The 26,008-nt window shown below is 66.7% G+C and carries 25 protein-coding genes; 7 read left to right on the top strand and 18 right to left on the bottom strand.

The window, feature by feature from the left end; translation table 11 throughout:
* Nucleotides 1-8 precede the first annotated feature (8 nt).
* The 7 genes from FOC84_RS06205 to FOC84_RS06175 all read right to left on the bottom strand — a co-directional run bounded on the left by FOC84_RS06205 (nt 9) and on the right by FOC84_RS06175 (nt 7,681).
* Nucleotides 9-1,016: an ABC transporter ATP-binding protein gene (locus tag FOC84_RS06205; protein ID WP_173143660.1), complete on the bottom strand. Its 1,008-nt coding sequence runs from the start codon at nt 1,014-1,016 to the stop codon at nt 9-11.
* Between the two features lie 8 nt (nt 1,017-1,024).
* The gene (locus FOC84_RS06200) at nt 1,025-1,900 is read right to left on the bottom strand and encodes an ABC transporter permease (RefSeq protein WP_173143659.1); all 876 of its coding nucleotides are present in this window, start codon (nt 1,898-1,900) and stop codon (nt 1,025-1,027) included.
* A gap of 13 nt (nt 1,901-1,913) precedes the next feature.
* On the bottom strand, nt 1,914-2,849 hold the full coding sequence (locus FOC84_RS06195) for an ABC transporter permease (protein ID WP_173143658.1): 936 nt from the start codon (nt 2,847-2,849) through the stop codon (nt 1,914-1,916).
* A gap of 52 nt (nt 2,850-2,901) precedes the next feature.
* Nucleotides 2,902-4,473: an ABC transporter substrate-binding protein gene (locus FOC84_RS06190; RefSeq protein ID WP_173143657.1), complete on the bottom strand. Its 1,572-nt coding sequence runs from the start codon at nt 4,471-4,473 to the stop codon at nt 2,902-2,904.
* Nucleotides 4,474-4,526: 53 nt separating this feature from the next.
* On the bottom strand, nt 4,527-5,972 hold the full coding sequence (locus tag FOC84_RS06185) for a M81 family metallopeptidase (protein ID WP_173143656.1): 1,446 nt from the start codon (nt 5,970-5,972) through the stop codon (nt 4,527-4,529).
* 126 nt (nt 5,973-6,098) lie between these two features.
* Complete coding sequence (locus FOC84_RS06180) at nt 6,099-6,515, bottom strand: RidA family protein (RefSeq protein ID WP_173143655.1); 417 nt, start codon at nt 6,513-6,515, stop codon at nt 6,099-6,101.
* A 29-nt stretch (nt 6,516-6,544) separates the two neighbouring features.
* On the bottom strand, nt 6,545-7,681 hold the full coding sequence (locus FOC84_RS06175) for an NAD(P)/FAD-dependent oxidoreductase (protein WP_173143654.1): 1,137 nt from the start codon (nt 7,679-7,681) through the stop codon (nt 6,545-6,547).
* A gap of 291 nt (nt 7,682-7,972) precedes the next feature.
* Here FOC84_RS06175 and FOC84_RS06170 point away from each other — a divergent pair, with 291 nt between their 5' ends.
* On the top strand, nt 7,973-8,572 hold the full coding sequence (locus FOC84_RS06170) for a nitroreductase family protein (protein ID WP_173143653.1): 600 nt from the start codon (nt 7,973-7,975) through the stop codon (nt 8,570-8,572).
* A 35-nt stretch (nt 8,573-8,607) separates the two neighbouring features.
* Here the strand turns inward: FOC84_RS06170 and FOC84_RS06165 are convergent, their stop codons facing one another.
* The 10 genes from FOC84_RS06165 to FOC84_RS06120 all read right to left on the bottom strand — a co-directional run bounded on the left by FOC84_RS06165 (nt 8,608) and on the right by FOC84_RS06120 (nt 18,135).
* On the bottom strand, nt 8,608-9,948 hold the full coding sequence (locus FOC84_RS06165) for an MmgE/PrpD family protein (RefSeq protein WP_173143652.1): 1,341 nt from the start codon (nt 9,946-9,948) through the stop codon (nt 8,608-8,610).
* Nucleotides 9,945-10,823, bottom strand: coding sequence for an alpha/beta fold hydrolase (locus FOC84_RS06160; RefSeq protein ID WP_173143651.1), 879 nt, complete (start codon nt 10,821-10,823; stop codon nt 9,945-9,947). The genes FOC84_RS06165 and FOC84_RS06160 overlap by 4 nt, the downstream gene beginning before the upstream one ends.
* A 5-nt stretch (nt 10,824-10,828) precedes the next feature.
* Nucleotides 10,829-11,713, bottom strand: a complete 885-nt coding sequence (locus tag FOC84_RS06155) for a polysaccharide deacetylase family protein (protein WP_173143650.1) — start codon at nt 11,711-11,713, stop codon at nt 10,829-10,831.
* 15 nt (nt 11,714-11,728) lie between these two features.
* Nucleotides 11,729-12,478, bottom strand: coding sequence for an ABC transporter ATP-binding protein (locus FOC84_RS06150; RefSeq protein WP_173143649.1), 750 nt, complete (start codon nt 12,476-12,478; stop codon nt 11,729-11,731).
* Nucleotides 12,479-12,485: 7 nt separating this feature from the next.
* Complete coding sequence (locus tag FOC84_RS06145; protein ID WP_173143648.1) at nt 12,486-13,403, bottom strand: ABC transporter permease; 918 nt, start codon at nt 13,401-13,403, stop codon at nt 12,486-12,488.
* Nucleotides 13,375-14,352, bottom strand: coding sequence for an ABC transporter substrate-binding protein (locus FOC84_RS06140; protein WP_173143647.1), 978 nt, complete (start codon nt 14,350-14,352; stop codon nt 13,375-13,377). Before FOC84_RS06140 ends, FOC84_RS06145 begins: the two co-directional genes overlap by 29 nt.
* Nucleotides 14,353-14,432: 80 nt before the next feature.
* Nucleotides 14,433-15,239: an enoyl-CoA hydratase gene (locus tag FOC84_RS06135; protein WP_173143646.1), complete on the bottom strand. Its 807-nt coding sequence runs from the start codon at nt 15,237-15,239 to the stop codon at nt 14,433-14,435.
* A gap of 19 nt (nt 15,240-15,258) precedes the next feature.
* Complete coding sequence (locus FOC84_RS06130) at nt 15,259-16,455, bottom strand: CaiB/BaiF CoA transferase family protein (RefSeq protein ID WP_173143645.1); 1,197 nt, start codon at nt 16,453-16,455, stop codon at nt 15,259-15,261.
* Nucleotides 16,456-16,465: 10 nt separating this feature from the next.
* Nucleotides 16,466-17,839: an amidase gene (locus tag FOC84_RS06125; protein WP_173143644.1), complete on the bottom strand. Its 1,374-nt coding sequence runs from the start codon at nt 17,837-17,839 to the stop codon at nt 16,466-16,468.
* Nucleotides 17,836-18,135: a hypothetical protein gene (locus FOC84_RS06120; protein WP_173143643.1), complete on the bottom strand. Its 300-nt coding sequence runs from the start codon at nt 18,133-18,135 to the stop codon at nt 17,836-17,838. The genes FOC84_RS06125 and FOC84_RS06120 overlap by 4 nt, the downstream gene beginning before the upstream one ends.
* Here FOC84_RS06120 and FOC84_RS06115 point away from each other — a divergent pair.
* Nucleotides 18,116-18,778, top strand: coding sequence for a GntR family transcriptional regulator (locus tag FOC84_RS06115; protein ID WP_173143642.1), 663 nt, complete (start codon nt 18,116-18,118; stop codon nt 18,776-18,778). The genes FOC84_RS06120 and FOC84_RS06115 overlap by 20 nt on opposite strands.
* A gap of 27 nt (nt 18,779-18,805) precedes the next feature.
* On the opposite strand, the gene FOC84_RS06110 is transcribed toward FOC84_RS06115, so the two are convergent.
* On the bottom strand, nt 18,806-19,573 hold the full coding sequence (locus FOC84_RS06110; protein ID WP_173143641.1) for a substrate-binding domain-containing protein: 768 nt from the start codon (nt 19,571-19,573) through the stop codon (nt 18,806-18,808).
* A gap of 285 nt (nt 19,574-19,858) precedes the next feature.
* Here FOC84_RS06110 and FOC84_RS06105 point away from each other — a divergent pair, with 285 nt between their 5' ends.
* The 5 genes from FOC84_RS06105 (at nt 19,859) to FOC84_RS06085 (ending at nt 25,956) form a co-directional block, all read left to right on the top strand.
* Complete coding sequence (locus FOC84_RS06105; RefSeq protein ID WP_173143640.1) at nt 19,859-20,683, top strand: lysozyme inhibitor LprI family protein; 825 nt, start codon at nt 19,859-19,861, stop codon at nt 20,681-20,683.
* A gap of 336 nt (nt 20,684-21,019) precedes the next feature.
* Nucleotides 21,020-21,832: an META and DUF4377 domain-containing protein gene (locus FOC84_RS06100; protein ID WP_173143639.1), complete on the top strand. Its 813-nt coding sequence runs from the start codon at nt 21,020-21,022 to the stop codon at nt 21,830-21,832.
* A gap of 132 nt (nt 21,833-21,964) precedes the next feature.
* The gene (locus tag FOC84_RS06095) at nt 21,965-22,471 is read left to right on the top strand and encodes a sigma-70 family RNA polymerase sigma factor (RefSeq protein ID WP_173143638.1); all 507 of its coding nucleotides are present in this window, start codon (nt 21,965-21,967) and stop codon (nt 22,469-22,471) included.
* On the top strand, nt 22,468-23,451 hold the full coding sequence (locus tag FOC84_RS06090; protein ID WP_173143637.1) for a FecR domain-containing protein: 984 nt from the start codon (nt 22,468-22,470) through the stop codon (nt 23,449-23,451). Before FOC84_RS06095 ends, FOC84_RS06090 begins: the two co-directional genes overlap by 4 nt.
* 66 nt (nt 23,452-23,517) lie before the next feature.
* Nucleotides 23,518-25,956 (top strand): TonB-dependent siderophore receptor, encoded by a 2,439-nt coding sequence (locus FOC84_RS06085; protein ID WP_173143636.1) that lies wholly within the window; start codon nt 23,518-23,520, stop codon nt 25,954-25,956.
* Nucleotides 25,957-26,008 lie beyond the last annotated feature (52 nt).

Raw genomic sequence — 26,008 nt, 5'->3', positions numbered from 1 at the left:
GGCGGGCCTCAGGCGGTCAGGGCGGCGGGGGCAGGTTCGGCCGCGCGGGCCCAGCACCAGACGCGGTGACGGTTGCCCGCATCGGCGGCAGGCGGCGCTTGCTCGGTGCAGCGCGGTTGCGCTTCCGGGCAGCGCGCCGCGAAGGCGCAGCCGCGCGACTCGGGCGTCATCACCGGCACGATACCGGGCAGCTCGGCCAGCCGCGCCGTATGGTCCTGGCCCTCGGCGAAGTCGGGCAGGGAGCGGATCAGCGCCTGGGTGTAGGGATGTTGGGCGCGGTCCAGGATGTCGTCGACGCTGCCTTCCTCGACCTTGCGCCCCGCATACATCACGATGACGCGCTGGCACATCTGTGCGACCACGCCCAGGTCATGGGTGATCAGCACGATGGAGGTGCCCAGCCGCTGCTGGATTTCCCGCAACAGGTGCAGGATCTGCGCCTGGATGGTGACGTCCAGCGCGGTGGTCGGCTCGTCGGCGATCAGGACCTTGGGCTGGCAGGCCAGCGCCATGGCGATCATGGCGCGCTGGCGCATGCCGCCCGACAACTGGTAGGGATATTCGCGCACGCGGCGCGCCGGGTCGGATATCTGCACCAGCTCCAGCAGCGATTCGGCCTGCGCCATGGCCTCGCGGCGCGACAGGCCTTGGTGCAGCATGAGCGATTCGCTGATTTGCTTGCCCACCGTGAACACCGGGTTCAGCGAGGTCATGGGCTCCTGGAAGATCATCGAGATCTGGTTGCCGCGGATGGCGCGCATGGCCTTTTCAGGCAGCGCCAGCAGATCCTGGCCGTCGAACTCGATGCTGCCGCCGGCCACGCGCCCGGGAGCGCGCAAGAGCCGCATGATGGACAGGGACGTGACGCTCTTGCCGCAGCCGGATTCGCCGACCAAGCCCAGGGTTTCGCCGGGCATCAGGTCGAAGGACAGGCGGTCCACGGCAAGCACCGTGGTTTCGTCGCCGTCGAAACAGGTGGTGAGGTCGCGCACGCGCAAGACGGGTTGGGTTTGCATGGGCGCTCCTACAGCTTTTTCGCCAGGCGGGGATCGAGCATGTCGCGTAGCCCGTCGCCCACCAGATTGACGGCCAGGACGGCCACGCCCAGGAACAGGCCTGGATACAGGATGATGTGGAAGGCCACGGCGACGAAGTTGCGGCCTTCGGCCATGATGTTGCCCCAACTGGGGATGTGGGGCGGAATGCCCACGCCCAGGAAGCTCAGCACCGCCTCGGTCAGGATGGCGGATGCCGCGATGAAGGTGGCCTGCACCATCAGCGGAGCGAACAGATTGGGCAGGATGTGGCGCAGCAGGATCGCGGGCACGCGCGTGCCCGACGAAATGGCGGCCTCGATATAGGGCTGCTCGCGTATCGTCAGCACCAGCGCGCGCACCAGCCGCACCACGCGCGGCACCTCGGGAATGACGATGGCAATGATCACGGTGCCCAGGCCGCCCTTCAGGGTGGCCATCAGGGCGATGGCCAGCAGCACGCCGGGAATCGCCATCAAGCCGTCCATGATGCGCATGATGAAGGCGTCGATGCGGCGGAAGTAGCCTGCCGCCATGCCCAGGGCCACGCCAGCGACTGTGGAAACCACCGCCACCACGATGCCGACCACCAGCGAGACGCGGGCGCCCCAGACGGTGCGCGAATAGACGTCGCGGCCCAGCGCGTCGGTGCCGAAGAAGTGTTCGGACGAAGGCGGCTTCATGCGCGCCAGCGGGTTGATGTCCTGCGGGTCGACGGTGGCCAGCCAGGGCGCGGCGAGCGCAATCGCGGCCAGCGCCAGCAGGATGGCGCCGCCTATGTACAGCATGGGATGGCGACGCAGCGAGCGCAGCACACGGCGGTGGCGCGGGCGCCGCGCGGGCAGGGACAGGGTAGTGGTGGTCATGCGTTGCCCCCGTTCAATAGCGGATGCGCGGATCGAAGAGCCGATAGCTCAGGTCGACCAGCAGGTTGATCAGGACATAGATGCCGGAGGCCACCAGCAGCACGCCCTGGATGACCGGATAGTCGTGGCGCAGCACGGCGTCGATGGTCAGCCGGCCCAGGCCGGGAATCGCGAACACGGTTTCCGTGACCACCACGCCGCCGATCAGCAGGGCCACGCCCACGCCTATGGTGGTGACGATGGGATTGGCCGCGTTTTTCAGCGCGTGCCACACGATGGGGCCGGCCGCCAGGCCCTTGGCGCGGGCAGTGCGGATGTAGTCCTCGGACAGGGCCTCCAGCATGGTGGCGCGCGTCATGCGGGTCAGCAGCGCCATGTACACCAGACCCAGGGACAGGCAGGGCAGCACCAAGTGGCGCAGGTAGGGCACCAGGCCGTCGGCCATGGGCTTGTAGCCTTGCACCGGCAGCCAGCCCAGCTTGATCGAAAAACCGTAGACCAGGCTGTAGCCGATCAGGAACACCGGCACCGAGAACGCGCAGACCGCGCCTATCATGACCAGCCGGTCCAGCCAGCGTCCCGCGTGCCAGGCCGCCAGCACGCCCAGCGGAATCGCCACGATCACCGCGAACAGCATGGTGAAGACGGCGATGGACAGCGTCGGTCCCATGCGCTGGCCGATCAGTTGCGAAACCGGCATCTGCGTCGACATCGAGGTGCCCAGGTCGCCGGTGGCGATATGGCTGACCCAGATGCCGAATTGCTGCAGCAGCGGCTTGTCCAGGCCCAGGTTCTGGCGGATCTTTTCCACGTCGTCGGCGGTGGCGTTGTCGCCCGCGATCACCGCCGCGGGATCGCCCGGCGACAGATGGATCAGCAGGAACACCACGACCGCGACCACGGCCATGACAGGAATGACTGCCGCGATGCGGCGCAGTATGTATTTCACGCTGGTTTCCCCCAGGCTTGTGGCCGGGCGCGCGCGGCGCCCGGCGTCTGCCTTACGGCTTCTCGATGTTCCACATCACCGGGATGCCGGTCTTCAGCAGTTCGGTGTGCTGCAAGCCGCGGAACGCGGACACGGGCTTGAACTCGCCCCACATGACGTAGGGCACGCTCTGGTAGGCGCGCGCCTGCATCTGTGCGGCCAGGTCCTTGCGCTTGGCCGGGTCCGTTTCGCGGATCCAGCTGGTGCGCAGCGCGTCGAGTTCCTTGTCGCAGGGCCAGCCCGGCAGGCTGTTGCCGCAGGCCGCGGACATCCAGGGGTTGGTCACCGGCGTGCTGGCGTCGTAGTAGCCGCCCCAGGTCAGGAAGACGTTCCAGCCGCCTTGCGCGGGCGGATCCTTCTTCAGGCGGCGTCCGGCCAGCGAGGCCCAGTCCATGGATTGCAGGTCGACGTTGATGCCGGCCTTCTTCATGTTCTGCGTCAGCACCATGACCGCGGGCGCGCTCAGATGGTCCGTGGGGTACAGGACCACGACCTTCTCGCCCTTGTAGCCGGCTTCCTGCAGCAGTTGTTTGGCGCGCGCCGGATCGGTCTTGGCGTAGGGCGCCGCGCCCGCGTCGCTGGCCAGGGGCGAGCCGCAAATAAAGAGGCTGGGGCAATAGTCGACGCGGTATTTCTCCGGGTAGCCCATGGCCGACAGCATTTCCTTCTGGTTCACCAGGTGGTAGAGCGCCTGGCGTGCAAGCTGATTGTCGAAGGGCGGATGCAGCGAATTGAGGATGACCATGCCCTGCGTCGCGACGGACGTGTTCAGGGTGATGTCCTTGTTGGTCTCCAGCACGGGCAGGAAGTCGGGCGTGGTCTGTTCGATCATGTCGACCTCGCCGTTCATCAGGGCGGCGGTGGCCGTGTTGCCGTCGGGGATGTAGACCCATTCGACGCGGTCCACCTTGACGTTCTTGCCGCCCGCCAGGCCGTCGGCAGGCTCTGCGCGCGGCACGTAGGCCGGGTTCTTCACGTACACGACCTTGTTGCCCGGCACCCATTCATCGCGCTTGAAGAGAAAGGGGCCCGAGCCGACCATTTCCGTGACCTGGGTGTTCGGGTCCGTCATGGCCAGGCGCTTGGGCATGATGAAGGGCGGCATGCCGGAGGGCTTGGACAAGGCGTCCAGCACCAGGCCGAAGGGCTCCTTGAGCGTCAGCGTGAAGCTGTTGTCGCCCGTGGCCGCGAGTTCGGCGCCGGCGGCCATCATGGCCTGGCCCAGCGTGTCCTTCTTGGCCCAGCGCTGGATCGACGCGACGCAGTCCTCGGCCTTGACCGGCGTGCCGTCGTTGAACTTCAGGCCGGGGCGCAAGGTGAAGGTCCAGGTCTTGCCGTCATCGGACGAGGTCCAGCTGTCCACCATCTGCGGCTTGACCTGGCCGCGGCTGTCCTGCGAGAACAAGGTGTCGAACACCATGTAGCCGTGGTTGCGCGTGATGTAGGCCGTGTTGAACAGCGGGTCCAGCGTCTTGAGGTCCGCGTGCGGCACCAGGCGCAGGGTCTTGGTCTGCGCCAGTGCGCCGGTGGCGGCCCCCATGGCCAGCAGGGCGGCTGCACCCAGCAAACTGAAACGTCTGATCATTGTTATCCCCTTGATTGTTCCTGCGCCCATGCCGGGCGGTGATGGGTGGCGCCTCAGGCCGTGAACGGCCACTTCGGCAATTTGCGCTTGGTGTAAGGCAGCGCGTTGTAGTCGGTCGTGATGGCGCCCGGCGTCTCCACGTAGATGACGTGGCGGCCGACCTGCGAGTACGAGGCGTAGAAGTGCTGCGACGATTTCACGATGATGAGTTTCATGGCCTGCAGGTCCACCCCGAACTGCGTGAACAGGTCGGTGCCCATGGCCTGGGTGCGGTTGGTGGTCAGGGCGATGGTCACGCCCTGGCTGCGCACGACGGCCACGTCGCCCAGCAGCGCGGGCGTGCCGGCCAGCCCGGTCATGATGGCGTCGCGCTTGAGCGCCACGATTTCGCAGTCCAGGTCCAGCGGCTGGCCCGATACGGGCGCGACCTTGCCGCCGATGCGCAGCTGGATGCGCGCGCCTTCGCCCGCCTCGAAACAGAGCTGTACCGCCACCGGATCCCAGAACGGGCCGGTCGCGACATCGGTGATGCCGCGCGCCAGCACGCGCTCCAGGATGAAGGTGGCGTCGCTGGGCGCGCCGCCGCCGGCGTTATCGGCGGAATCCGCCAGCACGATGGGGAAGTCGTTCAAAGCCAGCGCCTGGTCCAGCGCTTCATCGGCGCCGGGGTAGGGCGGCGCCAACTGGTCGCGAAAGCCGATGATCTCTTCGCCCAGCGCGCGCGCCAGGGCCTCGGCCTGGGCCTGGTCGCCATCGGTGTAGACCAGCACTTTGGAGCCCATGTCGGGCGTGTCGCCCCAGGGGAATCCATGCGCGATGGACACGGACAGCACGCCTTCCTTGCCTTCCATGGCGAGCAGGCGGTCCACGAAGCCGCGCATGGGTTCGCGGCTGGTGTGCATGATGGAGATCATCGCGCAGTCGTACACGGCGCGCGTCGGCTTGATGCGGCCTTCGGCGCGCGCCACGCACAGGTCCACCAGGTCGTAGGCGCGCTCCAGGATGTCGGTGTGCGGATATTCCTTGAAGCAGACCAGGAAGTCGGCGCTTTCCACCATGTCGGCCGTCATGTGGCAATGCGGGTCCAGTTCGGCGCCGATCACCGTGTCGGGGCCGACGATCGCGCGCGCCCGGCGCAGCAGGTCGCCTTCGCAATCGTCATAGCCGTCGGCCACCATGGCGCCGTGCAAGCCGAACAGGGCGATGTCGACGCGGCCGGCGCGCTTCAGATCGTCCAGCAGTTCGTCGCGCAGGGTTTCATAGGCGTGGCGGGTGGTGATGCCGGCCGGCGTGGCGCCCGCGGTCAGGCCTTCTACCAGGGTCCAGTCCTTGTCCTGTGCGCGTTGGCGCGCCGCCCACAGCGGCCCGGAGAACATCTGCATGCGGTCCGGATGCTGGCCCGCAGGATAGTAGCCGCGCGCCCGGTAGGCGGACAGCCCGGTCGGGATGGGAGAGAAGGTGTTCGTCTCGGTCGCCAGGGACCCGGAAAAGATTTTCATGCTGCGGCTCCGCGTAAAGAGGTGCACAAGGGGGCGCAGGCGTCGCCGCGAGCGCGAGGGAAAGGCCGCACCGCCTGGCGCCGGGCCAGGCAGTGTCAAACCATCGGACAGGCCCGCAGAGCGGGATCAGGCTTCGGACACGGGGCCCGGCGTGTAGCCGCCGCGGCCCGCCGCCGCGCCCAGCCAGGCCTGCACCTCGATTTCCACGTCCACGCCCATGGCCAGCTTGGCCTCGACCGTCGAACGCGAGGGGAAGTCAGAAGAAAAATGGCTGCGGTAGGCGTCGTTGAACTGCGCGAAGAGTTCCAGGTCCGACAGCCACACCGTCACGCGCACCACGTCCTTGAGCGTGGCGCCGGCCAGGGCCAGCGTTTCCTTGATGCGTTCGATGGCGGCATGGGTCTGGACGGTGATGTCGCCGCGCACGACCTGGCCGTTGGCGTCCATCGGGATCTGGCCCGACAGGAACAGGAAGCCGCCGGCCTGAGTGGCGCGGGAAAACGGCAGGGGCAGGGAGCTGGGGTAGCGGGCAATGGTGGTCATGGTGGGCTCTCGCAGGCTAGGGGTATGGTTCAGCGCAATCGCGCGGGACGCACGGCTTCGGCGTCCACGCCGTGCGCATGCAGATGGGCGGGCAGCGGCTGGCGCATGAGCAGCGCGGCGGCCAGTTCGGAGGTCGCCGCGGCCGTCTGGATACCATAGCCGCCTTGCGCCGCCAGCCAGAAGAAGGACGGCGCGTCGGCATCCCAGCCGACCACGAAATCGCCGTCGCGCACGAAGGAGCGCAGGCCGGCCCAGGTGTGCTTGGGGCGGCGGATGGTAAGCGAGGTCGCGGATTCGATGCGGTAGATGCCGGTGGCCACGTCCAGTTCTTCCGGCACCACGTCGTGGGCCGCGACCGGATCGGCGTTGGCTGGCGATCCCAGCAGTTGGCCGGCATCGGGCTTGAAGTAATAGCTTTCGTCGACCCCGACCACGGCCGGCCAATGGGAAAAGTCCAGGTCCTGCGGACCGGAGAACGTGAAGGCGGTGCGCCGGCAGGGTTGCAGGCCGACGGGCGCTGCGCCGCACAGGGCCGCGGCGTGGTCCGCCCAGGCGCCGGCGGCGTTGACCAGCGCCCGCGCCCGCAGACTGCGGCCGTCGGCAAGCGTCAGCGTCCAGACGCCGTCCGCATGCGCGGCCGACATCACTTCGGCATTGTTGTGTAGCACCGCGCCCTGGCGCGCCATGCCGCGCAGAAAGCCCTGGTGCAGCGCGTGCACGTCGATGTCGCGGGCGTCCGGCTCTTCGATGGCGCCGCAGATCTGGTCGCCGCGCAGGCAGGGCACGCGCTCGACGGCCGCTTCGGCGTCGATCAGCGCCACATTGGGCGATTGGCTGCGGAAATCGTCGTAGACCTCGCGCAGCAGGTCCTGTTGTTCGGCCGTGGCGATGTACAGCACGCCGCGCGGGCTGAGCAAGGGATGTTCGCTGAAGCCTTGCGGCGGATTCTCATAGAACGCGCGGCTGGCGCGCGTCAGCGCCTTGATCTGCGCCGTGCCGTAGGTTTCCATGAACATGGCCGCGGAACGGCCAGTGGAGTGATAGCCCGGCTGGGCCTCGCGTTCCAATACGGCGACCGAGGCCGTGGCGCTCAGGCGGTAGGCCACGGAAGCGCCGGCGATGCCGGCGCCGATCACGGCGTAATCGAATAGGGTTTCTGCTGTCATTTTGTCGGAAGCGAGAATTCTCTTATTTGATAATTCTCGAATACGATAGTTTTTTGGCGACAGACAGGTAATAGGGGAAAGCCCTCAATGGAGAATTTCAGGAGGGGCAGTGCAGTCGGGTGCCGTTGGTCACCTGGTCGTCCGAAACGGCGCGATTCACTTCATGAGCAGAACAGTTTGTTCCGTTTGAGAGGGTGTTTTTTTGGCTCTGGCACGTATTCGGAACAATCGCCGGTCGTTAGAATTCCTCATGCATTTTCCCCTATCTACTCGTCGGAAGGCCATATCGCCATGAGCAACGCTTACCTGGACGCCCTCAAGCAGCGTCGTACGCAGTATTCGCTGGGCCGCAACCTGTCGATCTCCAAGGAGGAATTGGCCTCCCTGATCCAGGACGCGATCAAGCACAGCCCCTCGTCGTTCAATTCGCAAAGCTCGCGCGCCGTGATCCTGTTCGGCGCCGAGAGCGAAAAGCTCTGGAACATCGCCATCGAAGAAGTGCGCAAGGTCGCGCCGGCCGAGAGCTTTGCCCAGACCGAAGGCAAGCTCAAGAGCTTCGCCGCGGGCGTGGGCACCGTGCTGTTCTACGAAGACCAGGGCGTGGTGCAGGGCCTGCAGGAAAAATTCGCGCTGTACGCGGACAACTTCCCGGTCTGGTCCGAGCATTCGACGGGCATGGCCCAGCTGTCGGTCTGGAGCACCCTGGCCAGCGCCGGCGTGGGCGCCAGCCTGCAGCACTACAACCCGCTGATCGACGCCGCCGTTGCCCGCGAATGGAACATTCCGGCGTACTGGAAGCTGCGCGCGCAGATGCCGTTCGGCTCCAATGAAAACGGCTTCGGCGAAAAGGCGTTCATGGACGATGCCGAGCGCTTCCGCGTGATCGGCTGAGGCAACGGGGCGCCCAGGGGCGCCGCCAAGCCAACTCAAAAGCCCGCGTTCCGCAGCAGGAGCGCGGGCTTTTGTACGTCCAGCGCCATGATCTCCGCCAGCCGCTGGCTGGCTTCGCCAGGTTCCCATCCTGCTGCCGTCATCAGGCGCAGCGCAAGCTCGAGCACCTGGGACGGCGTCAAGGGGCGCTCCGGGTCGCCGAGCGCGTCCTGCACGGCGTGCCGCAAGGTCCGGCCGTTCTTGAGCATCACCGTAACTTCGGCGCCGAAATGGCTTGGATACCTAGCCGAGTAGGCGTTGGACGGGTGCGCGCGGGTGAGCGCGCGCAAGCGCAGGCAGGCGGGATTCGTGACGGTCCCGGAGCAGAAGTCGTCGACGCTGGGAGCGCCTTTGGACAGCGTCACGGCTACGGCGTGATGCAGGCTGAAGCGGGCTTCCAGATCGGTGGCAGGGTCGGCGCGATCGCAGAAGGCGATGGCGTCGGCATAGGTTTCCAGTCGGATCGCAAGAATGTCGTCCAGGGGAGGCTGTCGCCACCCATCTTGCGCTTGCCAGCCCTCGCGCAGCGTCAGGGCCGCGTCGATGACCGGATGGGTATGGCGGCAGGACGCCCAGGGCTTGAAGGTGGTCTGGTGGATTTTCCAAGGCCCGTCGGCGCGGGCGCGTATCCGGTCGGGTAGCGGATCGGAGCACATCGCGGCATAGAACCCCTTTTCTCCTTCCAGCACGTGTGCCGGGCCGCGGATTCCCGCGCAGGCCAGCAGCGCCGCCTGCACGCCTGTTTGTGCGGCCCTGGCGGCGTGCCACGGTTTGGCGTCGCATGGGTCCAGTCGGACCTGCCACAGGCCGGACGACTGCGTGAGCGCCAGCGCCAGCGCGTCGGCGGTCTGCGCGGTATCCAGTTCCAGCAGGCTGGCGGCAGCCGCCGCCGCGCCGGCCGTGCCGCAGGTCGAGGTGTTGTGCCAATGCTCGTAATGGCCCGCGCCGACGGATTCGCCGATCCGGATCATCGCCTCATAACCCCGCAGGATGGCAAGCAGGATGTCGGCGCCGCTGGCACCGACGTGTTCCGCGGTATGCAGGGCCGCGGGAATGACGATCGGACCGGGATGCACCAGCGCGCCGCGGTGGAAGTCGTCCAGCTCATGCATGCAGCCCAGCGACGCGTCATGCAGCAGCCGGCTCCAGCCATTTTCCGGCCCCGGCGCCGCCGCGCCCGGCGCGGTGTAGCCTCGTCGCAGCCTGGCGGCCAGGGGGGTGTTGGCGGCAAGCGCCGCGGCGCCGGTCCAGGCTGCGACGTGCAGGGCGGCGCGTGCCAGATCCGCCGGCGTCGCGGGCCGCGCGCAGATCCGGGCGAGTTCGAGAACGAGGCTCATGAGAGCTTCATGACCTCGCCGGAGGCGCGTGGATCGCGCGCCGTCCAGCGGCCCGCCTCGACCATGGCGATGAAATCCAGCACGGCGCGGTTGAAGGCTTCCGGTTCTTCCAGATTCAAGGTGTGGCCGGTCTTGGACAACACCAGCAAGCCGCTGCACGGCAGTGTGCGCTTGAGGAACAGCGCTGGTTCCAAGGCATGGTCGTCCTCGTCGCCGGCGATGATGAGCGTGGGCACGTGCAGTCCGCGCAGCGGACCGGCCAGCGTATCGAGCGCGGGACGGCCTGCCTGGACGCCGCGCAGCGTCAGCGCGGCGCCTGCGGCGTCGTGACGGCTCAACGCGTCGGCGAACGCCTGCCAGCCGCGCGGGTCCTTGTTCTGGTACTGGACGCGGGCCGCGCCGGCGGCATAGGTAGGACCATAGCCTGCGCTGCCCAGCGCTTCGAAGCGTTCGGCCGCCAGCAGCGAGGCCTGGCGGAAGGCGGCGTGGTCCGGCGTGAGCGCGCCGTATCCGGCGCCTGCAATCGTGAGCGAGCGGGCGCGCTCAGGATGCGCCAGGCCGAAGTGCAGCGCGGCAAAGCCGCCCATGGACAACCCGACGATGTGAGCCTGATCGACGCCGGCGGCCGTCAGCACCGAGGCGATATCGCAGACCGCGTTTTCTTGAGAGTAGGCGGCCGGGTCGGACGGCACATCGGACGGCGGATAGCCGCGGGCGGCGTAGGCGATGCAGCGATGGCGGCGGGCGAAGGCCTGCAGCTGCGGTTCCCAGCTGAGGTGATTGCCGGCGAACTCGTGGACGAAGACCACCGGGGAACCCTGCCCAGCTTCTTCCATATGCAGGCGATAACCGTCATGGGTGAGGGCGCAAGGCATGGCATTCACGGGGCGGAAGGGGGAAGGGGGCGGCGCAGCTTGAACCAGTCGGCGATCTGGCCGCCGGTCATGAAGTCCACCTTGGGATGCCGGATCAGCAGGTCCAGCATTTCCTCGAAGTAACCGTAGCGGTGCGGCACACCCATCAGATGCGGATGCAGGCCCAGCGCCAGCACGCGAGGCTGCGCCTCGCATTCGTGTTCGAACAAGGCCAGGGTCCGCGTCAGCCGTAGCAGGAACTCCGGCGAGGAGTGTTTTTCGATGGCGTAGATGATCGAGTCGTTGAGCTCCAGGTTGTAGGGCATCTGGATCAGCGAGCCGCGCTTGACGTGCATCCAGTTGGGCACATCGTCCAACACCCAGTCGCATACGTATTCCACGCCGGCCTCGGCCAGCAGGTCGGGCGTGTCGGGGGTTTCGCGCAAGCCGGGGCTGAGCCAGCCGCGCGGACGGCTGCCGGTGAAGGCGCGCAGCTTCTCGAGGCATGCTTCGATGAGCGCGCCTTCGGCTTCGGCCTGGTTGAGGGACTTCTGGTGCATGCCGTGTCCGATGAACTCCCAACCTGCGGCCAGCATCGCCTCGGCCGCGCGGGGATAGGCGTCGATCACGCTGGCGTTGCAGCTGGTGGAGGCGGGCAGGCCGCGCGCCTGGATGGCATTGAGCATGCGCGGCAGCCCGGCGCGCATGCCGTACTCTGCCCAGCTGAAGTTGGGCACGTCGGGCACGGTTTCCCGCCCGTGCGGCGGGGTGATGATGGTGCGCGGCATGGGCTGATCGAATGGCCAGTGTTCGACGTTGATGACCAGGTGCACCATGATCCTGCCTTGCCCCGTGTCGGCGAGGGTGGGGAGATCGGCGGAAAAGGCATGGGGAATACGGGGTGTCGACATGATGGGTCCGCTGGGTCAGTGCCGCATTTTTCCGAGGATTTCGCGCTTGAGGCTGTTGAACGCTTCGCCCGTGATCAGGTCGAGCGAGCGCGGGCGGTCGATGGGCACGGTGATGCGCGTGGCGATGCGCCCGGGCCGGGCCGACATGACGTAGATGGTGTCGGCCAGCAGGATGGCTTCGTCGATGTCGTGCGTCACGAACACCACCGTGGTCCGCAGCTTTTGCCAGACGGACAGCAGCAGTTCCTGCATGGTGAGGCGCGTCTGCGCGTCCAGCGCGCCGAAGGGCTCGTCCATCAGCAGCACCTTGGATCCGAGCGTAAGCACGCGGGCGATGCCGACGCGTTGGCGCATGCCGCCCGAGAGCTGAATGGGCAGGTGGCGGGTGAATGCCGACAGGCCGGTGATGCGCAGCATTTCTTCCGCGCGCTCGGCATACTCGGCCTTGGGCTGGCCTGCAATTTTTGGGCCGAAGACCACGTTTTCCCACACGTTCAACCAGGGGAACAGCGCTGCTTCCTGAAACACCACGCCGCGTTCCGGACCGGGGCGCGACACCGGCTTGTTGTCAACCGCGAGCACGCCGGAGGAGGGCGATTCGAAGCCGGCAATGAGGTTCAGCAAGGTGGACTTGCCGCAACCCGAGGGTCCGAGCAGGGCCACGAATTCGCCTGCGGGGACATGCAGGTCAATGTGGTCCAGCGCAAGCACGGGGGTCGCTCCCGGATAGGTCTTGCTCAAATTCGAGACTGAGATATCAGACATGGCACCCTCAATGATTCTGCAGCATGCGCCAGACCAGGACGCGGCGCTCGATGATGACGATCAGGCGGTCGCTGAGAAAGCCCATCAGGCCGATGGACACCATGTCCGCCAGCACGATGTCCATGCGGCCGACGTAGTAGGCGTCCCAGAGCACGTAGCCCAGGCCCGACTTCACGGCCACCATTTCAGAGACGATCACCGCCGTCCAGGAGATGCCCAGGCCGATGCGCAGCCCGGTGAAAATGGCCGGCATGGCGGCGGGCAGCACGACCCGGCGCAACAACTGTCCCGAAGACGCGCCCATCATGCTGGCTGCGCGTACCAGGTTGCGGTCGACGTCGCGGGCGCCCTGCGTGGTGTTGACGACGATGGCGTAGAAGCCGCCCAGGAAGATCAGGAAGATCGAACCCATGTCGCGTATGCCGAACAGCGCGATGGAGAAGGGCAGCCATGCCGTGATGGGAATCGGCCGCAGTCCCTGGACCAGCGGGTCCAGCATCTGCGAGGCCAGGCGGCTCCAGCCTATGGTCAGGCCCAGCGGAATGCCCAGCAGCATCGCCAGGGCGAAGCCCTGGAGCACGCGCATGGCCGAGTACTGCACGTTGCCCACCCAGGTTCCCTGATAGGGGTTAAGGCCCATGCCGGGAGAGCCGAAGATCCAGGCATACCAGGCGCGGGCGACCTGGACCGGCGTGGGCACCACGCCTGCCATGTCCGGAGACTGCCCCACCAACTGCCAGACGATCAGGATAAGGACGGGCACGGCCAAGGCCAGCCCGGCCTGGCCGATCGCGCGGCGGGAGCGGCGGATCGGCGTTGCGTATTTCAATGTTGAAGCGTTCACCTGTATCTCCCTGGCTGGCGGCCGGCGTCCAAGCCTGCCGCCAGCGGCGCAATCACATGATTTCCTTGAGCAAAGCGGCATCCCATACCGTATCGATCTGCCCGCTCACGTCCTTGGGAATGACGCCCAGTTCATTGAAGGTCTTGGCCTGGCGCCGCATCTGCTCCAGGTCCAGCACGCCGCCGAGCTTGATCAGCTTGGCCGATTCACGTGTGACGTTCAAGGGCAACCCGGTGTATTTGGAATAGGCTGCCGCGAACGCCTCCGGATCCTTGGCCAGCTTTTCCTCCGCGTTCTTGTAGGCCCACAGGAAGCACTTGACCGCTTCGCGCTTGTCGCGCAACGCGTCGCGCGTGGCGGCAAGCAGTCCCAACTCCGCGCCGACCGCCTTGCTCTGGCTGTATTCGAGATTCTTGGCGAAGAAGGCCGTGCCATCCGCGACCAGCTGCGACTCGAAGGGCTCCCACAAGGCGACGGCGTCGACGTCGCCGCGCTGCAGCGACTGGACGAAGGCCGTGCCGCCGCCCTGGATGTTGACGGCGGTGAAAGTGTTGTACGGCACGCCCTTTTCGGCCAGCATGGCGGCCCATTGGAACCAGACGGCGGATCCCGGCGCGATGCCGATGCGCTTGCCGGCCAGATCTTTCCAATCGTCCATCTTGACGCCTTTGCGCGTCACCAGATATTTGGGCGAGGACGCGACTCCCGACAGGCCAATCAGTTTCTGGCTGCCCTGGGCGAGTGCGATGGCCAGGTCCGCGGGGCCGATGCCGGAGACATCCACCGATCCGGAAAGCAGGGCGGTGCGTGCGTCGGCGTAGCGGACGAATTCGACGGGCTTGACCTCCACGTTGCAGGCCTTCAGTTCGTCGGCGACGAAGATGATGGGCGAAAGATGGCCGACCTTGACGTAGCCCACCGTCAGGGTCTGCTTCTGCGGAGCGGGCGCCGGCCGCGGGCCGACGGCGTGGCTGGCCGCGGCATAGGCGCAAAGAGCGCCGGCCAGGGTCATCCTATGGAGCGTTTTCATGCATTTTCCCCTTGTTGCTTGATAAACACTGCGAGCGGCGCGGCGGCGCCGCGCCAGGAAGAAGCCGGGCGCGCCTGCGCTCAGCCTCCGGTAAAGACTGGCGGTCTTTTTTCGCGGAAGGCGAGCTGCCCTTCCTGGTAATCCTGGCTGAGAAAGCAGGCGCCCACGGCTTGGTCCACCGCTTGCGCGGTTGGCGCCGAGGGCTCGCCGGCAAGGTGGCGCAAGGCCATCTTGGCGGCGCGCAAGGTAAGCGGCGCGTTGCCCGCCACGTCGCTGATACGCTGCGCGACGGCCTGCTCGAACACGTCCTCGGCATAGACTTCCTGCACCAGACCGATGCGGGCAGCCTCCAGGCCGTCCACGGTACGCGCGGTCAGGAACAGGTCGGCGGTACGCGCCGTGCCCAACATGTCGCGCATGCGCTGCAGGCCCTCCGTCGCGTAGCCCAGGCCCAGCCGGCCCGCCGGCATCCGGAAGCGCGAGGCTGGCGTGCAGTAGCGCAGGTCGCAGGCCAGCGCCAGGGCCATGCCGCCGCCCATGCAGATGCCGCGTATCGCTGCAATCACCGGCAGCGGGCATGCGCTCAAGGCGCGCAGGGCTGCGGCCACTGCCGCGTCGTAGCGGGCGACCTGCGCGGGATCCTTGCGCTGCGAGGCGAATTCGGAGATGTCGGCGCCGGACACGAAGGCGCGTTGGCCCGCGCCCATCAGGACGACGGCGCGCGCGCCCGCCATGTTTTCGGTATCGCGCAGCACGCGCGCCAGGTCTTCCCACATGGCCAGGGACATGGCGTTGTAGCGCGCGGGATTGACGATGCGCACGCGCACGACGTTGCCCTCGGACTCAATGTCCAGGCGGCCGGCGGTGGGGGCAGAGGTTTGGGTCATGGAGGATTTCGCTTGGACCTCAGATGGCGCGGGCTGCGCGCAGGCGCTCGATGTCGGCATCGGCGTAGCCGGCTTCGAGCAGGATTTCCTCGGTATGTTCGCCCCAGCCCGGCGCGGTGCGGGCGATGTCCGCGGGCGTCCTGGCCAAGGTGACCGGTTGAGTGATCAGTGTGCGTTCGCCGCCTTGCCAGGCCGGGCACGCGCGCGCGGTCTCCAGGTGTTTCACCTGGGGATCCTCGAACATTTGCGGCACGGAATAGACCGGACCGGCGGGCACGCCTGCCTCGTTCAGCAGCGTGACCCAGTGGTTCACGTCCGCGTTCAGGAAAACCGCCTGGATCTCGCGGTTCAAACGCTGGCGATTGGCCACGCGCAGCTTTTCCGTGGCGAATTCGGGATCGGTTTCCCAATCCTGGCGTTCCAGCGCCCTGCAGAAGCGCTTCCAATTGCCTTCGCCAGCGGCGCCCAGATTGAACATGCCGTCGTTCGCGTGGAACAGGCCCATCGGACTGCTGGTCGGATGGTCGTTGCCTTCCTGGCGGGGGACGTCGCCGTCGTTCAGGTAGCGCGCCGCCTGGAAGTCCATCATGGCGATCTGGGCATGGAGCAGGGAGGCGTGGACCCACTGGCCCTGGCCGGACTGTTCGCGTTCCAGCAAGGCCGTCAGGATGCCCAGCGCGGCGTACAGGCCCGTGCTCGAATCCGCCACCGCGAGGCCCGCGCGCACGGGGCCCTGGCCCGGCAGCCCGGTGACCGACATCAGTCCGCCCATGCCCTGGATGATCTGGTCGAAGCCCGGCCGCCCTGCATAGGGGCCGGTCTGGCCAAATCCGGAAATGCTGGCGAGTATCAGGCGGGGATTGAGCTGGCGCAACGATTCATAGTCGAGCCCAAGCCGCTGTTTGACGTCCGGGCGCCAGTTCTCCACCACCACGTCCGCCTCGGCGGCCAGGCGCTTGAACACCGCCAGGCCTTCGGGTTTCTTCAGGTTGAGCGTCAACGACCGCTTGTTGCGGTTGAGGTTCTGGAAGTCCCCGCTCCAGCGGTCGGCCGCGAACATGGCCTCGTTGGGATCGACGCCGGGCGGCGGTTCGATGCGGATCACGTCCGCGCCAAAATCCGCGAGCATGCGCACGCAAGTGGGGCCGGCCCGCACACGGGAGAGGTCTAGCACGCGAAAGCGCCGCAAGGCAGGCGAGGCGGAGAGTTGTGGCATGGTCTCGGCGTCAAGGAGTGGATGGAAGAAGAGGAGCCGCGCCGGGGCGCGCTTGCTCCACGTGGCGGGCGAACGCCAGCAGCCGGGCTTCTTGTCCGGGCCGGGCGATCGCCTGGATGCTGATAGGGCGCTGGCGGCGGTCCAGTCCGATGGGAACGACGATCGCGGGCAGGCCCAGGTAGTTGACGAACGACATCCAGGAGAACAGGTCCAGCAGCCGGCGCGGTTCGAATTCGCTGGATTCGGTCAGCACTTGCCGCCAGTCGGGCACGCCGCGCGGCAGTGCTGGCGTCAGCAGCAGGTCGGCATGGCGCAGCGCGGTCGCGATGAATCGGCGGGCATGGGCGCCGCGCTGGCGCAGTGCGTCGATGTACCAGGGGGAGGGCAGCGCCGCGCCAGCGAGCGCGATGGTGCGCGTGAGCGGCGCCAGCGGCGGGGCCTGTCCGCGCAGCGCGGCCTGGTGCACGGTGGCGGCTTCGGCATGCAGCAAGGTTTCCGCCAGCCGGCTCCACGTCGGCAGGTCCGCGAGCTTGACCGGGGAGGCTGCCATGCCTCGCGGTAGCGCGTCCACCAGGCCTTGCAGAACCTGGCCGACCTCATCATCCAAAGTCACGGCCGGATTCGGATGCTCCCAACACGTGGCGACACGCCAGTCCGCTGTTGCGCCCGTCTGGGCCAGCGCGCCTGCGCCCAAGGGAAAGAGACGCCTTGCCTGTGCCGCAGCGACCAGGTTTTCCAGCAGGAGCGCTGCGTCGGCGGCGCTACGCGCAAGTATTCCCGCGGTGTCCAGGCTGGAAGCCAGCGGTGCGATGCCGCGGGTGGGCAGCAGGCCTCGGGTGGGTTTGAGTCCCAGGATGCCGCAAGTCGCGGCCGGGATGCGCACCGATCCGGCGGTGTCGGTGCCCAGCGACCCGTAGCACAGGCCGGCGGCGACCGCGACTGCGGATCCGCTCGACGATCCGCCCACCGCGGCTTGCGCATCGAGCGGGTTTCGGGGCAGCGGGTAATGCGGGTTTTCGCCGGTGGCGCCGCAAGCATGTTCCGCCATGACCAGGGCTGCCAGGGGCTGGCTGCCCGCCTGGTCCAGGCGGCGGATCAATGTCGCGGCCGCGGCGCGCGCTGCGGGCCGGGCCGGCTTGGCGCCGCAGCCCGGCGCGCGGCCGTCGAGGGTGTAGATGTCCTTGTGCGCCAGGCCCACGCCGGCCAGCGGCAGGGACGGATCCGGCAACCGCTGGGGCGTCTCGAACACGGTGGCGCAGCTATGCCGCGTATCGGCGGCGAAGGCCGCCTGTTGTCTCGACAGGGCTTCTTGCAGGCCGACCTCGCCCCGCTGCAGGGCGGCACGCAATTCCGCGATGCTGGCGGGCAGCCCGGCCGGCGTCATCGCAAGGGCTCCTGCGGGCGCGCCGGCGGCGCGAGGCGCATCAGCGTCTTGGCGACGCCGCGGGCCTGTGCCTCGCTGGCCTCCATGCCTTGCAGCGCCAGGAGTTCGCGCAAGCCCTGGGCCAATGATGCCGCGCCGGAATTGCCGGGCGGCGAACCTTTGGCCAGATCTGGAACAGTCATATTCTTCCCTTGCAATGTATTTTTTGAATCTTTATAAATATATTTATAGAACAAGGGATAATTTACAGCAACAGAATTTTTATATGTGAGAAGAATGAAAGTCAGCGAACGCATCCGTTTGGCCGTCGAGGAGGACATCCGCGCCGGCGTCCTGCTGCCTGGCGACCCGATAGATGAGCAGGAGCTTGCTGCGCGCTTCGGCGTGTCGCGCACGCCTGTGCGCGAGGCGCTGATTCAGCTGAAAGTGCAGGGCATGCTGGCGAGCCAGCCCCGCAACGGCATGGAAGTGGCGAGGCTGGACGTGCAGGAGCTATTGGCCATCTGGGAGCTGATGGCGGAGATGGAGGGGGTTTGCACGCGCATGGCCTGTCAGCGCATGTCGTCCGAAGAGCGCCAGGAACTGGCGCGGATCCATCGCGAGGCGGCCGCGCTGGCGCAAGCCGACGACGCCCAGGGGTGGCGCGAGGCCAACCACGCGTTTCACGAGGTTCTGTACCGCGGTTGCCGCAATCCCTATCTGCGGCAGGAACTGCTGAGCCTGCGCGCCCGCACTGGCGCATACCTGCGCCATGCGTTCAGCGCGGTGGGCCGCGTGCGCGCCTCGTACGAGCAACACGGCGAATTGCTGGAGGCAATCCTGGCCAACGATCCAGATCGGGCGCACCAGATGATGATGCGCCACATTTCGCTGGCCCAGGGCGCCAAGGGGCTGGCGGATTTCCTGATCAACCTGCCCCGTTCCATGGTCAAGACCTGACCCGGCGCGCCAGGCGGCTGACGGACTTCAATCCGTCTTCCAGCCCCACTTCTTGAAGATCGCCCGGCCTTCGGGCGCCGTCAGGAAGTCGACAAAGGCCTGCGCTTGCGCATTGCCCTTGCCTTTCTTGGTGATGACGGCGCCCGCGTCGCGATAGATGCGGTACGGCTCTTCCACCTCGACCACGCCGGCCAGCTCGGGGTTCGACACCTGCCAGATGTTCCAGATCAGCCAGGCGTCTATGGACTTGTCCTCGGTCCATTGGGCACGCGCCTGCGCGCTGTTGCCGGCTTCCGGCAGCACCAGATTGGCGCGGAAGGCGCGCACGGTCTCGATGTCGCCGAGTCGGCCCGCCACGTCTTCCCACAATCCGGTCTGTCCCGCGCCTGACACGGCCATGACCTTGATGCCCGGCTTGAGCAGGTCCTTGAAACCGTTGATGGCCTTGGGGTTGCCCGGGCGCACCAGGATGGCGGAGGGCCGCAGGTACAGCGTGCGGGCCTCGCGCAGTTCGAACACGCCCGGAAGCGCCGTGGCAAAGCCGCTCATCATGTTCTCGGCGCCGCTGTAAATCACGTCGGCGTCCTGTTTGGCCTTGTCGGCCCAGGCCGGCGTCGGCCCCGCGATGACGGCAACCTCGATGCCGTGCAGCTTGCCGAACGCCGCGGCCGCTTCCTTCATCGCGGGTGCGGGTCCGCCCGGTCCGTACACGTTCAGGCTGGGAGCGGCCCAGGCGCTGGCGGCCGTCGTGCACGCCAGGGCAATGCCGCAGGCAAGGGATCTGATCGACTTCATATCAAGTACTTCCGTTCTGCGCCGTGAGGCCGGTTGCGATAACCGGCGTGATCGGCTGGTTGATCCATAGAGCGCCGCGAGGTCTTCAATGCGGCTCGCCACCCGGTAGACGCGCAAGGGAAGGGGAATATTCCGGCGAGGACGTTGCAGAGCGTAGAACTCTGTTTCCAGTCTGTTAAAAAGTCCCGTGCAAAATTGCAGCCTTGCCGCCGCCTCGCGATGGGCGACAACACGGTCTTCAGGCATCGAGACCCTGCAAGGCGCATCCTCAACGAGAAACTTCACATGAAATCTGGAATCACCGCAGGCCGCTTGTTGTGCGTGGCGGGTCTGTTGGCGCTCGCCGCGCCTGCCTACGCGATCGATTGCGCCAAAGCCGCCAGCGCCGTGGAAAAACTGATCTGCTCGGACCGCAAGACGGTGTCCGCGGATGCCGAACTGAACCGGGCTTATGCCGCGATACTGAAGCAGGCGCCTGATGGCGACATCCGCGCCATGCTGGCGCACAACCAGAAGCGCTGGATCGCCGCGCGCGACGAGGCGCTCGCGAACCTGATCGAGGATCCGGGCTCGGTTCCCGCCGGCAAGACGGCCGGCGCAGCCGCCCGCGAACTGATCCGCGACCGCGCGGCTGAACTCAAGGCCACGCGCAAGGGCGCTGAATTGCCGGAGCTCATCAGCCGCGCGCTCAGTCAGAAGCAGTTCCAGGCGCAATTCACCGGCGGCGCTTACGCCGGCTACTCGACTTCATGCGACATCTTTCCGGGCGAACATGCCTACTACGGCTGCTTCGCGACGCGGCATTACCAGAACAAGGATCGCATCTGCTCCGTCGACGAATACTGGGCCTCGGGCAGCGTCTATACCAAGCGTTATGTCGCCAACGTGGTGGATGGCAAGCCCCAGCTGGCGGCGTCGTGCTCCTTCAGCAACTCGGACGAGGCATGCTCCGATACAGCGGGCGAGACGAAATGGAACATGAAGCCGCAACAGCCGGACTTCTTGTATCCCGCCAAGCCGCTGCCCAAGATCGACGGAGAGATCGTGAGCGACGACGACTATGACTGGGCCCGGGCCTGCCTGACGGGCGCGACCTACCCCGCCAATTGACGCCGGTGAGCCGATCGCGCCCGCGATCGGCCTTGTACCGCGGCGGTTTTTGCGTATTGCGTGCCGTTAGTGCCGTATTGGCAATACTTGCAGTATTTTGCGGGTAATGTGTTGAGTTGTAAGTTGTCGAGGGCTTCGCAGACACACGTGTACGGGCAAGGGTGATATCTGTTTCCTAGGGAAAACCCGTATTTCGAGCGCTTCGGCGGGTGTTCTTCAGGCCCGATCTGCGGCAAGATTTTGAAACCGACTGGATGGCCGTGCGTCCAAAACGTCCATCCCGCGAACGTAGAATCCCGCTTTTCATCAGTGCCATCCGGCTGAAAGGAACGAACCATGAAGAAAACCATCCTCCTTGCGTCCGTATGCGCCGCGCTGCTGCAAGCTTGCGCTCCGACTTCCTCTCCCCGCGAAGGATCGTCCTCCATGCCCACTACCGCCACCTCGCCCGCCAATCCCGCCGTGAGCCTGCCTGCCTATTACTGGCGCCTGGCCTCCGCCACCGACGCGGCAGGCAAGCCCATCGCCGCGCTTCAGGCCGGCGTCGAGCACCAACTGCGCCTGTCGTTCACGCAGGACGCCTTGAACATCCGCGGCGGCTGCAATGCGCAGTTCGGCGGCTACACCTACAAGAACGGCGTGCTGCATATAGCGAATCTCGCGTCCACCATGAAGGCCTGCGACCAGAGCCTGATGCGCCTGGACGCCGAGATCGGCCAGCGCATGAAGGGCGACCTGCGCGCCACGCTCAGTGGCGAAGCGGCTGAACCCGGGCTGGAACTGGTCGCGCAGGATGGCAGCGTCTTGAAGTTCGTCGGCGAACCCACGCCTGAAACCCTCTACGGCAGCGCCGGCGAAATCATGTTCCTGGAAGTCGCCGCGAAGAAGACCGAATGCAGCCATCCGCTGATCCGCAACTACCAGTGCCTGATGGTGCGCGAACGCCGCTACAACGAGGCCGGCGTGCAACAGCCGACGCAGGACAAGTGGCATCCGCTGTATCAGTCCATCGAGGGTTATGAGCATCAGGACGGCGTGCGCACCGTGCTGCGGGTGAAGCGCTACGACTGGAAGAACCCGCCCGCCGATGCGCCCTCGAAGGTGTATGTGCTGGACATGGTGGTGGAGCAGGACGCGTCGAAGAAGTAAGACGCCAGCATTCCACCTGGATCGTTATCCTGCGCCCGGCCCCTGGATTCAGCGGCCGGGCGCAGTCATTTCACCCGGCGCAGGCACAATATTGTAAATTATAGTTATTCTCATTTATGACCGTGCGTCTTCATGGCCGCCTCCGACCCCTCTCCGCGGCATCCCCTGCACACGCTGTACCAGGAACACCAAGGCTGGCTGCAGGGCTGGCTGCGTAAAAAGCTGGGATGCGCCTTCGACGCCGCCGACCTGGTGCACGACACCTACCTGCGCGTGCTGGCCCGCCGCGAACCGGGCGACATCCGCGAGCCGCGTTCCTATCTGGCGACCATCGCGCACGGCCTCATGGTCAACCACCTGCGGCGCAGGGATCTCGAACGCGCCTATCTGGAAACGTTGGCGCAGTTGCCCCAGGCGCAGTCGCCATCGCCCGAGGAGCGCGCCCTGGCGCTGGAAGCGCTGTGCGAAATCGACGCCATGCTGGACGGCTTGCCCGTTCCGGTGCGGCGCGCCTTCCTGCTTTGCCAGCTTGAAGGCCTGACGCACGCGGATATCGCCAAAGTGCTGGGCGTGTCGGTCGGCTCGGTACGGCTGTACATTGCGCGCGCCTTGCGCCAGTGCCTGGAGTTCGCGCCGTGAGCGCCAGCGACGCAGGGCGCATCGACCCGCGTGCGCTGGACGGGGCAGTGGACTGGTTTCTGCGCTTGACCTCGGGCGTCGTCAGCCAGGCGGACCGGGAGGCATGGCAGGCCTGGCGTCAGGCCGATCCCGAACACGAACGCGCCTGGCAGCGCACCGAAGCCCTGACGCGCCGTTTCGAGGCGGTGCCCAAGGGCATGCTGCCCGCGCTGGGCCGGCCGCGCTCGCCCGCCCGCCGCGCCGCGCTGGGCAAGTTGCTGGTGCTGATCGGCGCCGGGGGCGCCATCGGCTACGCGCAGGTCGACGAAGCCTGGCGTGGCTGGGTTGCCCAGTACCGCACGCCAGTTGGCGCGCGGCGCGAGGTGATGCTGGCGGACCATAGCCGCGTCGTGCTCAACGCCGCCACGGCCATGGACGTCCTGTTCGACGCCCAGCAACGGCTGATTGCGCTGCATGGCGGCGAAATCCTGATCGAAACCGCGCCGGACCCGCAACAGCTTGCGCGGCCCTTCATCGTGCGTACCCGCGAAGGCAGCATCACCGCGCTGGGCACGCGCTTCGTGGTCAGGCGCGACGATGGCGTATCGGCGGTACAGGTGCTGGAAGGCGCCGTGCGCGTGGCGCTGCCGGGCGCGCCCGCGGATGCGGCGCGCATCGTGCCGGCAGGCATGGGCTTGCGCTTCACCAGCGGGCATATCGACGCTGCCGAAGGGCTGACTGGCGATCCCTCCGCCTGGCAGCGCGGCATGCTGCAGGTCGACAGCATGCCCTTGAGCGAATTCCTGCGTGAACTCCAGCGCTACCGCAAGGGCTGGATCGATTGCGCGCCCGAAGTGGCGCACCTGCCTATTTCCGGCGCCTTCCCGCTGGCCGAGCCCGACCGGGTGCTGGCCACGGTAGCGGACACCCTGCAACTCGGCCTGCGCCATCGCACCCGCTACTGGGTGTCGCTGGTGCCGCGCGGCGAGACTATTTTGTAACGGCGACTAGCACTTTCTGCGTCTTATCTGGCTACGAGGGTAAGACCAATATCTGGAGTGCATGTCATGCCCCCTCAGTTCCCCCTGCTGCGCGCAAGCGTCTCCCTTCCTGCCTTGCTCGCGGCTGGCGCCTTCGCGCTGCCGCTGGCCGGGGTGACGACGCCCGCTAACGCGCAGACTCCGGCCGGGCAGGTGAGCGTGGCCATCGAACCCGGACCGCTGAGCGCGGCGCTATCGGCCTACGCCGCCCAGGCCGGCGTCCTGCTGTCGTTCGATCCCGCTCTGACGCGCGACCTGCAATCGCCCGGATTGCGCGGCAGCTATGGCTTCGAGGACGGCCTGCGCCAGTTGCTGGCCGGCAGCGGCCTGGAACCGGCGAGGCGCGCCGACGGCGGCTACACCCTGCGCAAATTGCCGCAGAGCGAGGTCACGGCCTTGCCCGCCGTGACCGTCACCGGTGCTGGCGACGAAGGTCCCTCCGAAGGGACGGGCTCCTATACCGTGCCGGCAACCAGCGCCGCCACTCGCATGCCGCTGTCGCTGCGCGAAACCCCGCAATCCATCAGCGTCGTCACGCGGCAGCAGATGGACGACCAGAACCTCAACACGCTGGACGAGGTGATGCGCCAGACGCCCGGCATCGCCGTCGACCGGCTGGATGAGCGCGTGCAATTCACCTCGCGCGGCTTTGCGCTGAACACCATGCTCGATGGCGTTCCCACGCTGTCGTTCAAAACGCCGTCCGCCGAAGTAGGGATGATCAACACCGCCATCTACGACCGGGTGGAAGTCGTGCGCGGCGCCGCAGGCCTGCTCAACGGCGTGGGCGAACCCGGCGGATCGGTGAACCTGGTGCGCAAGCGTCCCGGCTCGGAGTTCGCCGGGCATGTCACCGCCGGCGTTGGCCGCTGGAACAGCTACAACGCCGAAGCCGACCTGGGCGGCCCGCTGAACAGCGCCGGCACGCTGCGCGGCAGGGTCGTCGCCGCCCGCACCGCGGGCGACAGCTTCATCGATTACAAGAAGCGGTCCGACGATGTCTTCTACGGCATTCTGGAGGCCGACATCCTGCCGAGCACCACGGTCAGCCTGGGCTACGAGCACCAGAAGACCGCCATCGACGGCGCCAACTTCGGCCAGGCGCCGCTGTTCTACAGCGACGGCACGCGCACGAACCTGCCCAGGTCCTTCAATCCCGTGACGCCGTGGAGCCAATGGGACATGTACACGGACCGCATATTCGCCACGCTGGACCATCGCTTCGACAGCGGCTGGCATATCAAGATGGACGCCAGCCGCCTGAAGAATGAACGCAAGGCGGCTTGGGGCTACCTGCTCGCGTACCGGCCCATAGATCCGTCCGGCGCCTCCACCATCGAGCTGCGCGACAACCCGGCAAACTCGACCAACAAATCCTTCGACGTCTACGCCGAAGGGCCGTTTCAGGCATTCGGCAGGGAACACCGCGCCGTCTTGGGGGTGAGCTACAACCGCTACACCAGCGAACTCAATCTGAACTCGGCGAACCCGGCCGGCTGGGATCGCCGTCCGGTGAATTTCTATGAGTTGCGGGATGTCCAGCGGCCATCCATGCCCTACACCTTCTTCAACACCTTCCTGGACGCGAAGGAAACCGCCATCTACGGTTCGGCGCGCCTGAAGGTGGCAGATCCGGTGTCGGTGATACTCGGCGCGCGGACCACCTGGTACGAAGAGAACTCCTCGTCCTACAACGGTCCCGCCAACCTCTGGACCCACAATCCCACCGCCAAGGAAAACGGCGTCTTCACGCCCTATGCCGGCGTGGTCGTGGACCTGAGCAAGGACTATTCGGCCTACGCCAGCTACACCCGGATCTTCATTCCCACCACCTCGCGCGACGCCGGCAATGTCGTACTGCCGCCGCAGACCGGCCAGAACTATGAGCTCGGCCTCAAGGGCGAACACCTGGACGGCAAGCTGAACACAAGCTTCGCAGTATTCCGGACGCAGGAGGAAAACGTTGCGGTCGAAGACCCGTCTAGCCCGCCGCTGCCGGACGGAAGCACTCCCTATCGTGCGGTCAAAGGCGCTCGCAGCAAGGGTTTCGAGTTAACCGTAGCCGGCGAAGTGGCGCCCGGCCTGCAGCTGATGGGCGGCTACACCTACTTCGCCAAGCGCGACGCCGAAGGCGCCTTGCTGCTGCCGAGCACGCCCCAGCGGCTGTTCCGCCTCGCCGCCAGCTACAGGCTGCCCGGCGAGTGGAACAAGCTCACGATCGGCGGCAACGTCAGCTATCAGAGCAGCATCTACTACGACGAAGCCAGCGGCCTGGGGCGCGCCAGCCAGGGCGGCGTCACCTTGTTCGGCCTGATGGCGCGCTATGACTTCAACAGGCATGTGTCGGCTTCGATCAATGTGGAAAACCTGACCGACAAGTATTACTACAGTGGCCTGGGGGGCTACAACGGCTACAACTACGGCACGCCCAGGAACGTCTGGATGAAGGTCAGCTACAAGTTCTGACGACCGGGCAGGCAGGGCGGCGAGCGAGGGGCTGGCGGCTTACGCGCGCGGC

Origin of the sequence: Achromobacter pestifer, assembly GCF_013267355.1 — a bacterium.
In the GTDB taxonomy this organism is placed as follows: Bacteria; Pseudomonadota; Gammaproteobacteria; order Burkholderiales; family Burkholderiaceae_B; genus Achromobacter; species Achromobacter pestifer_A.
This window is presented reverse-complemented; position numbering and strand designations above follow the sequence as displayed.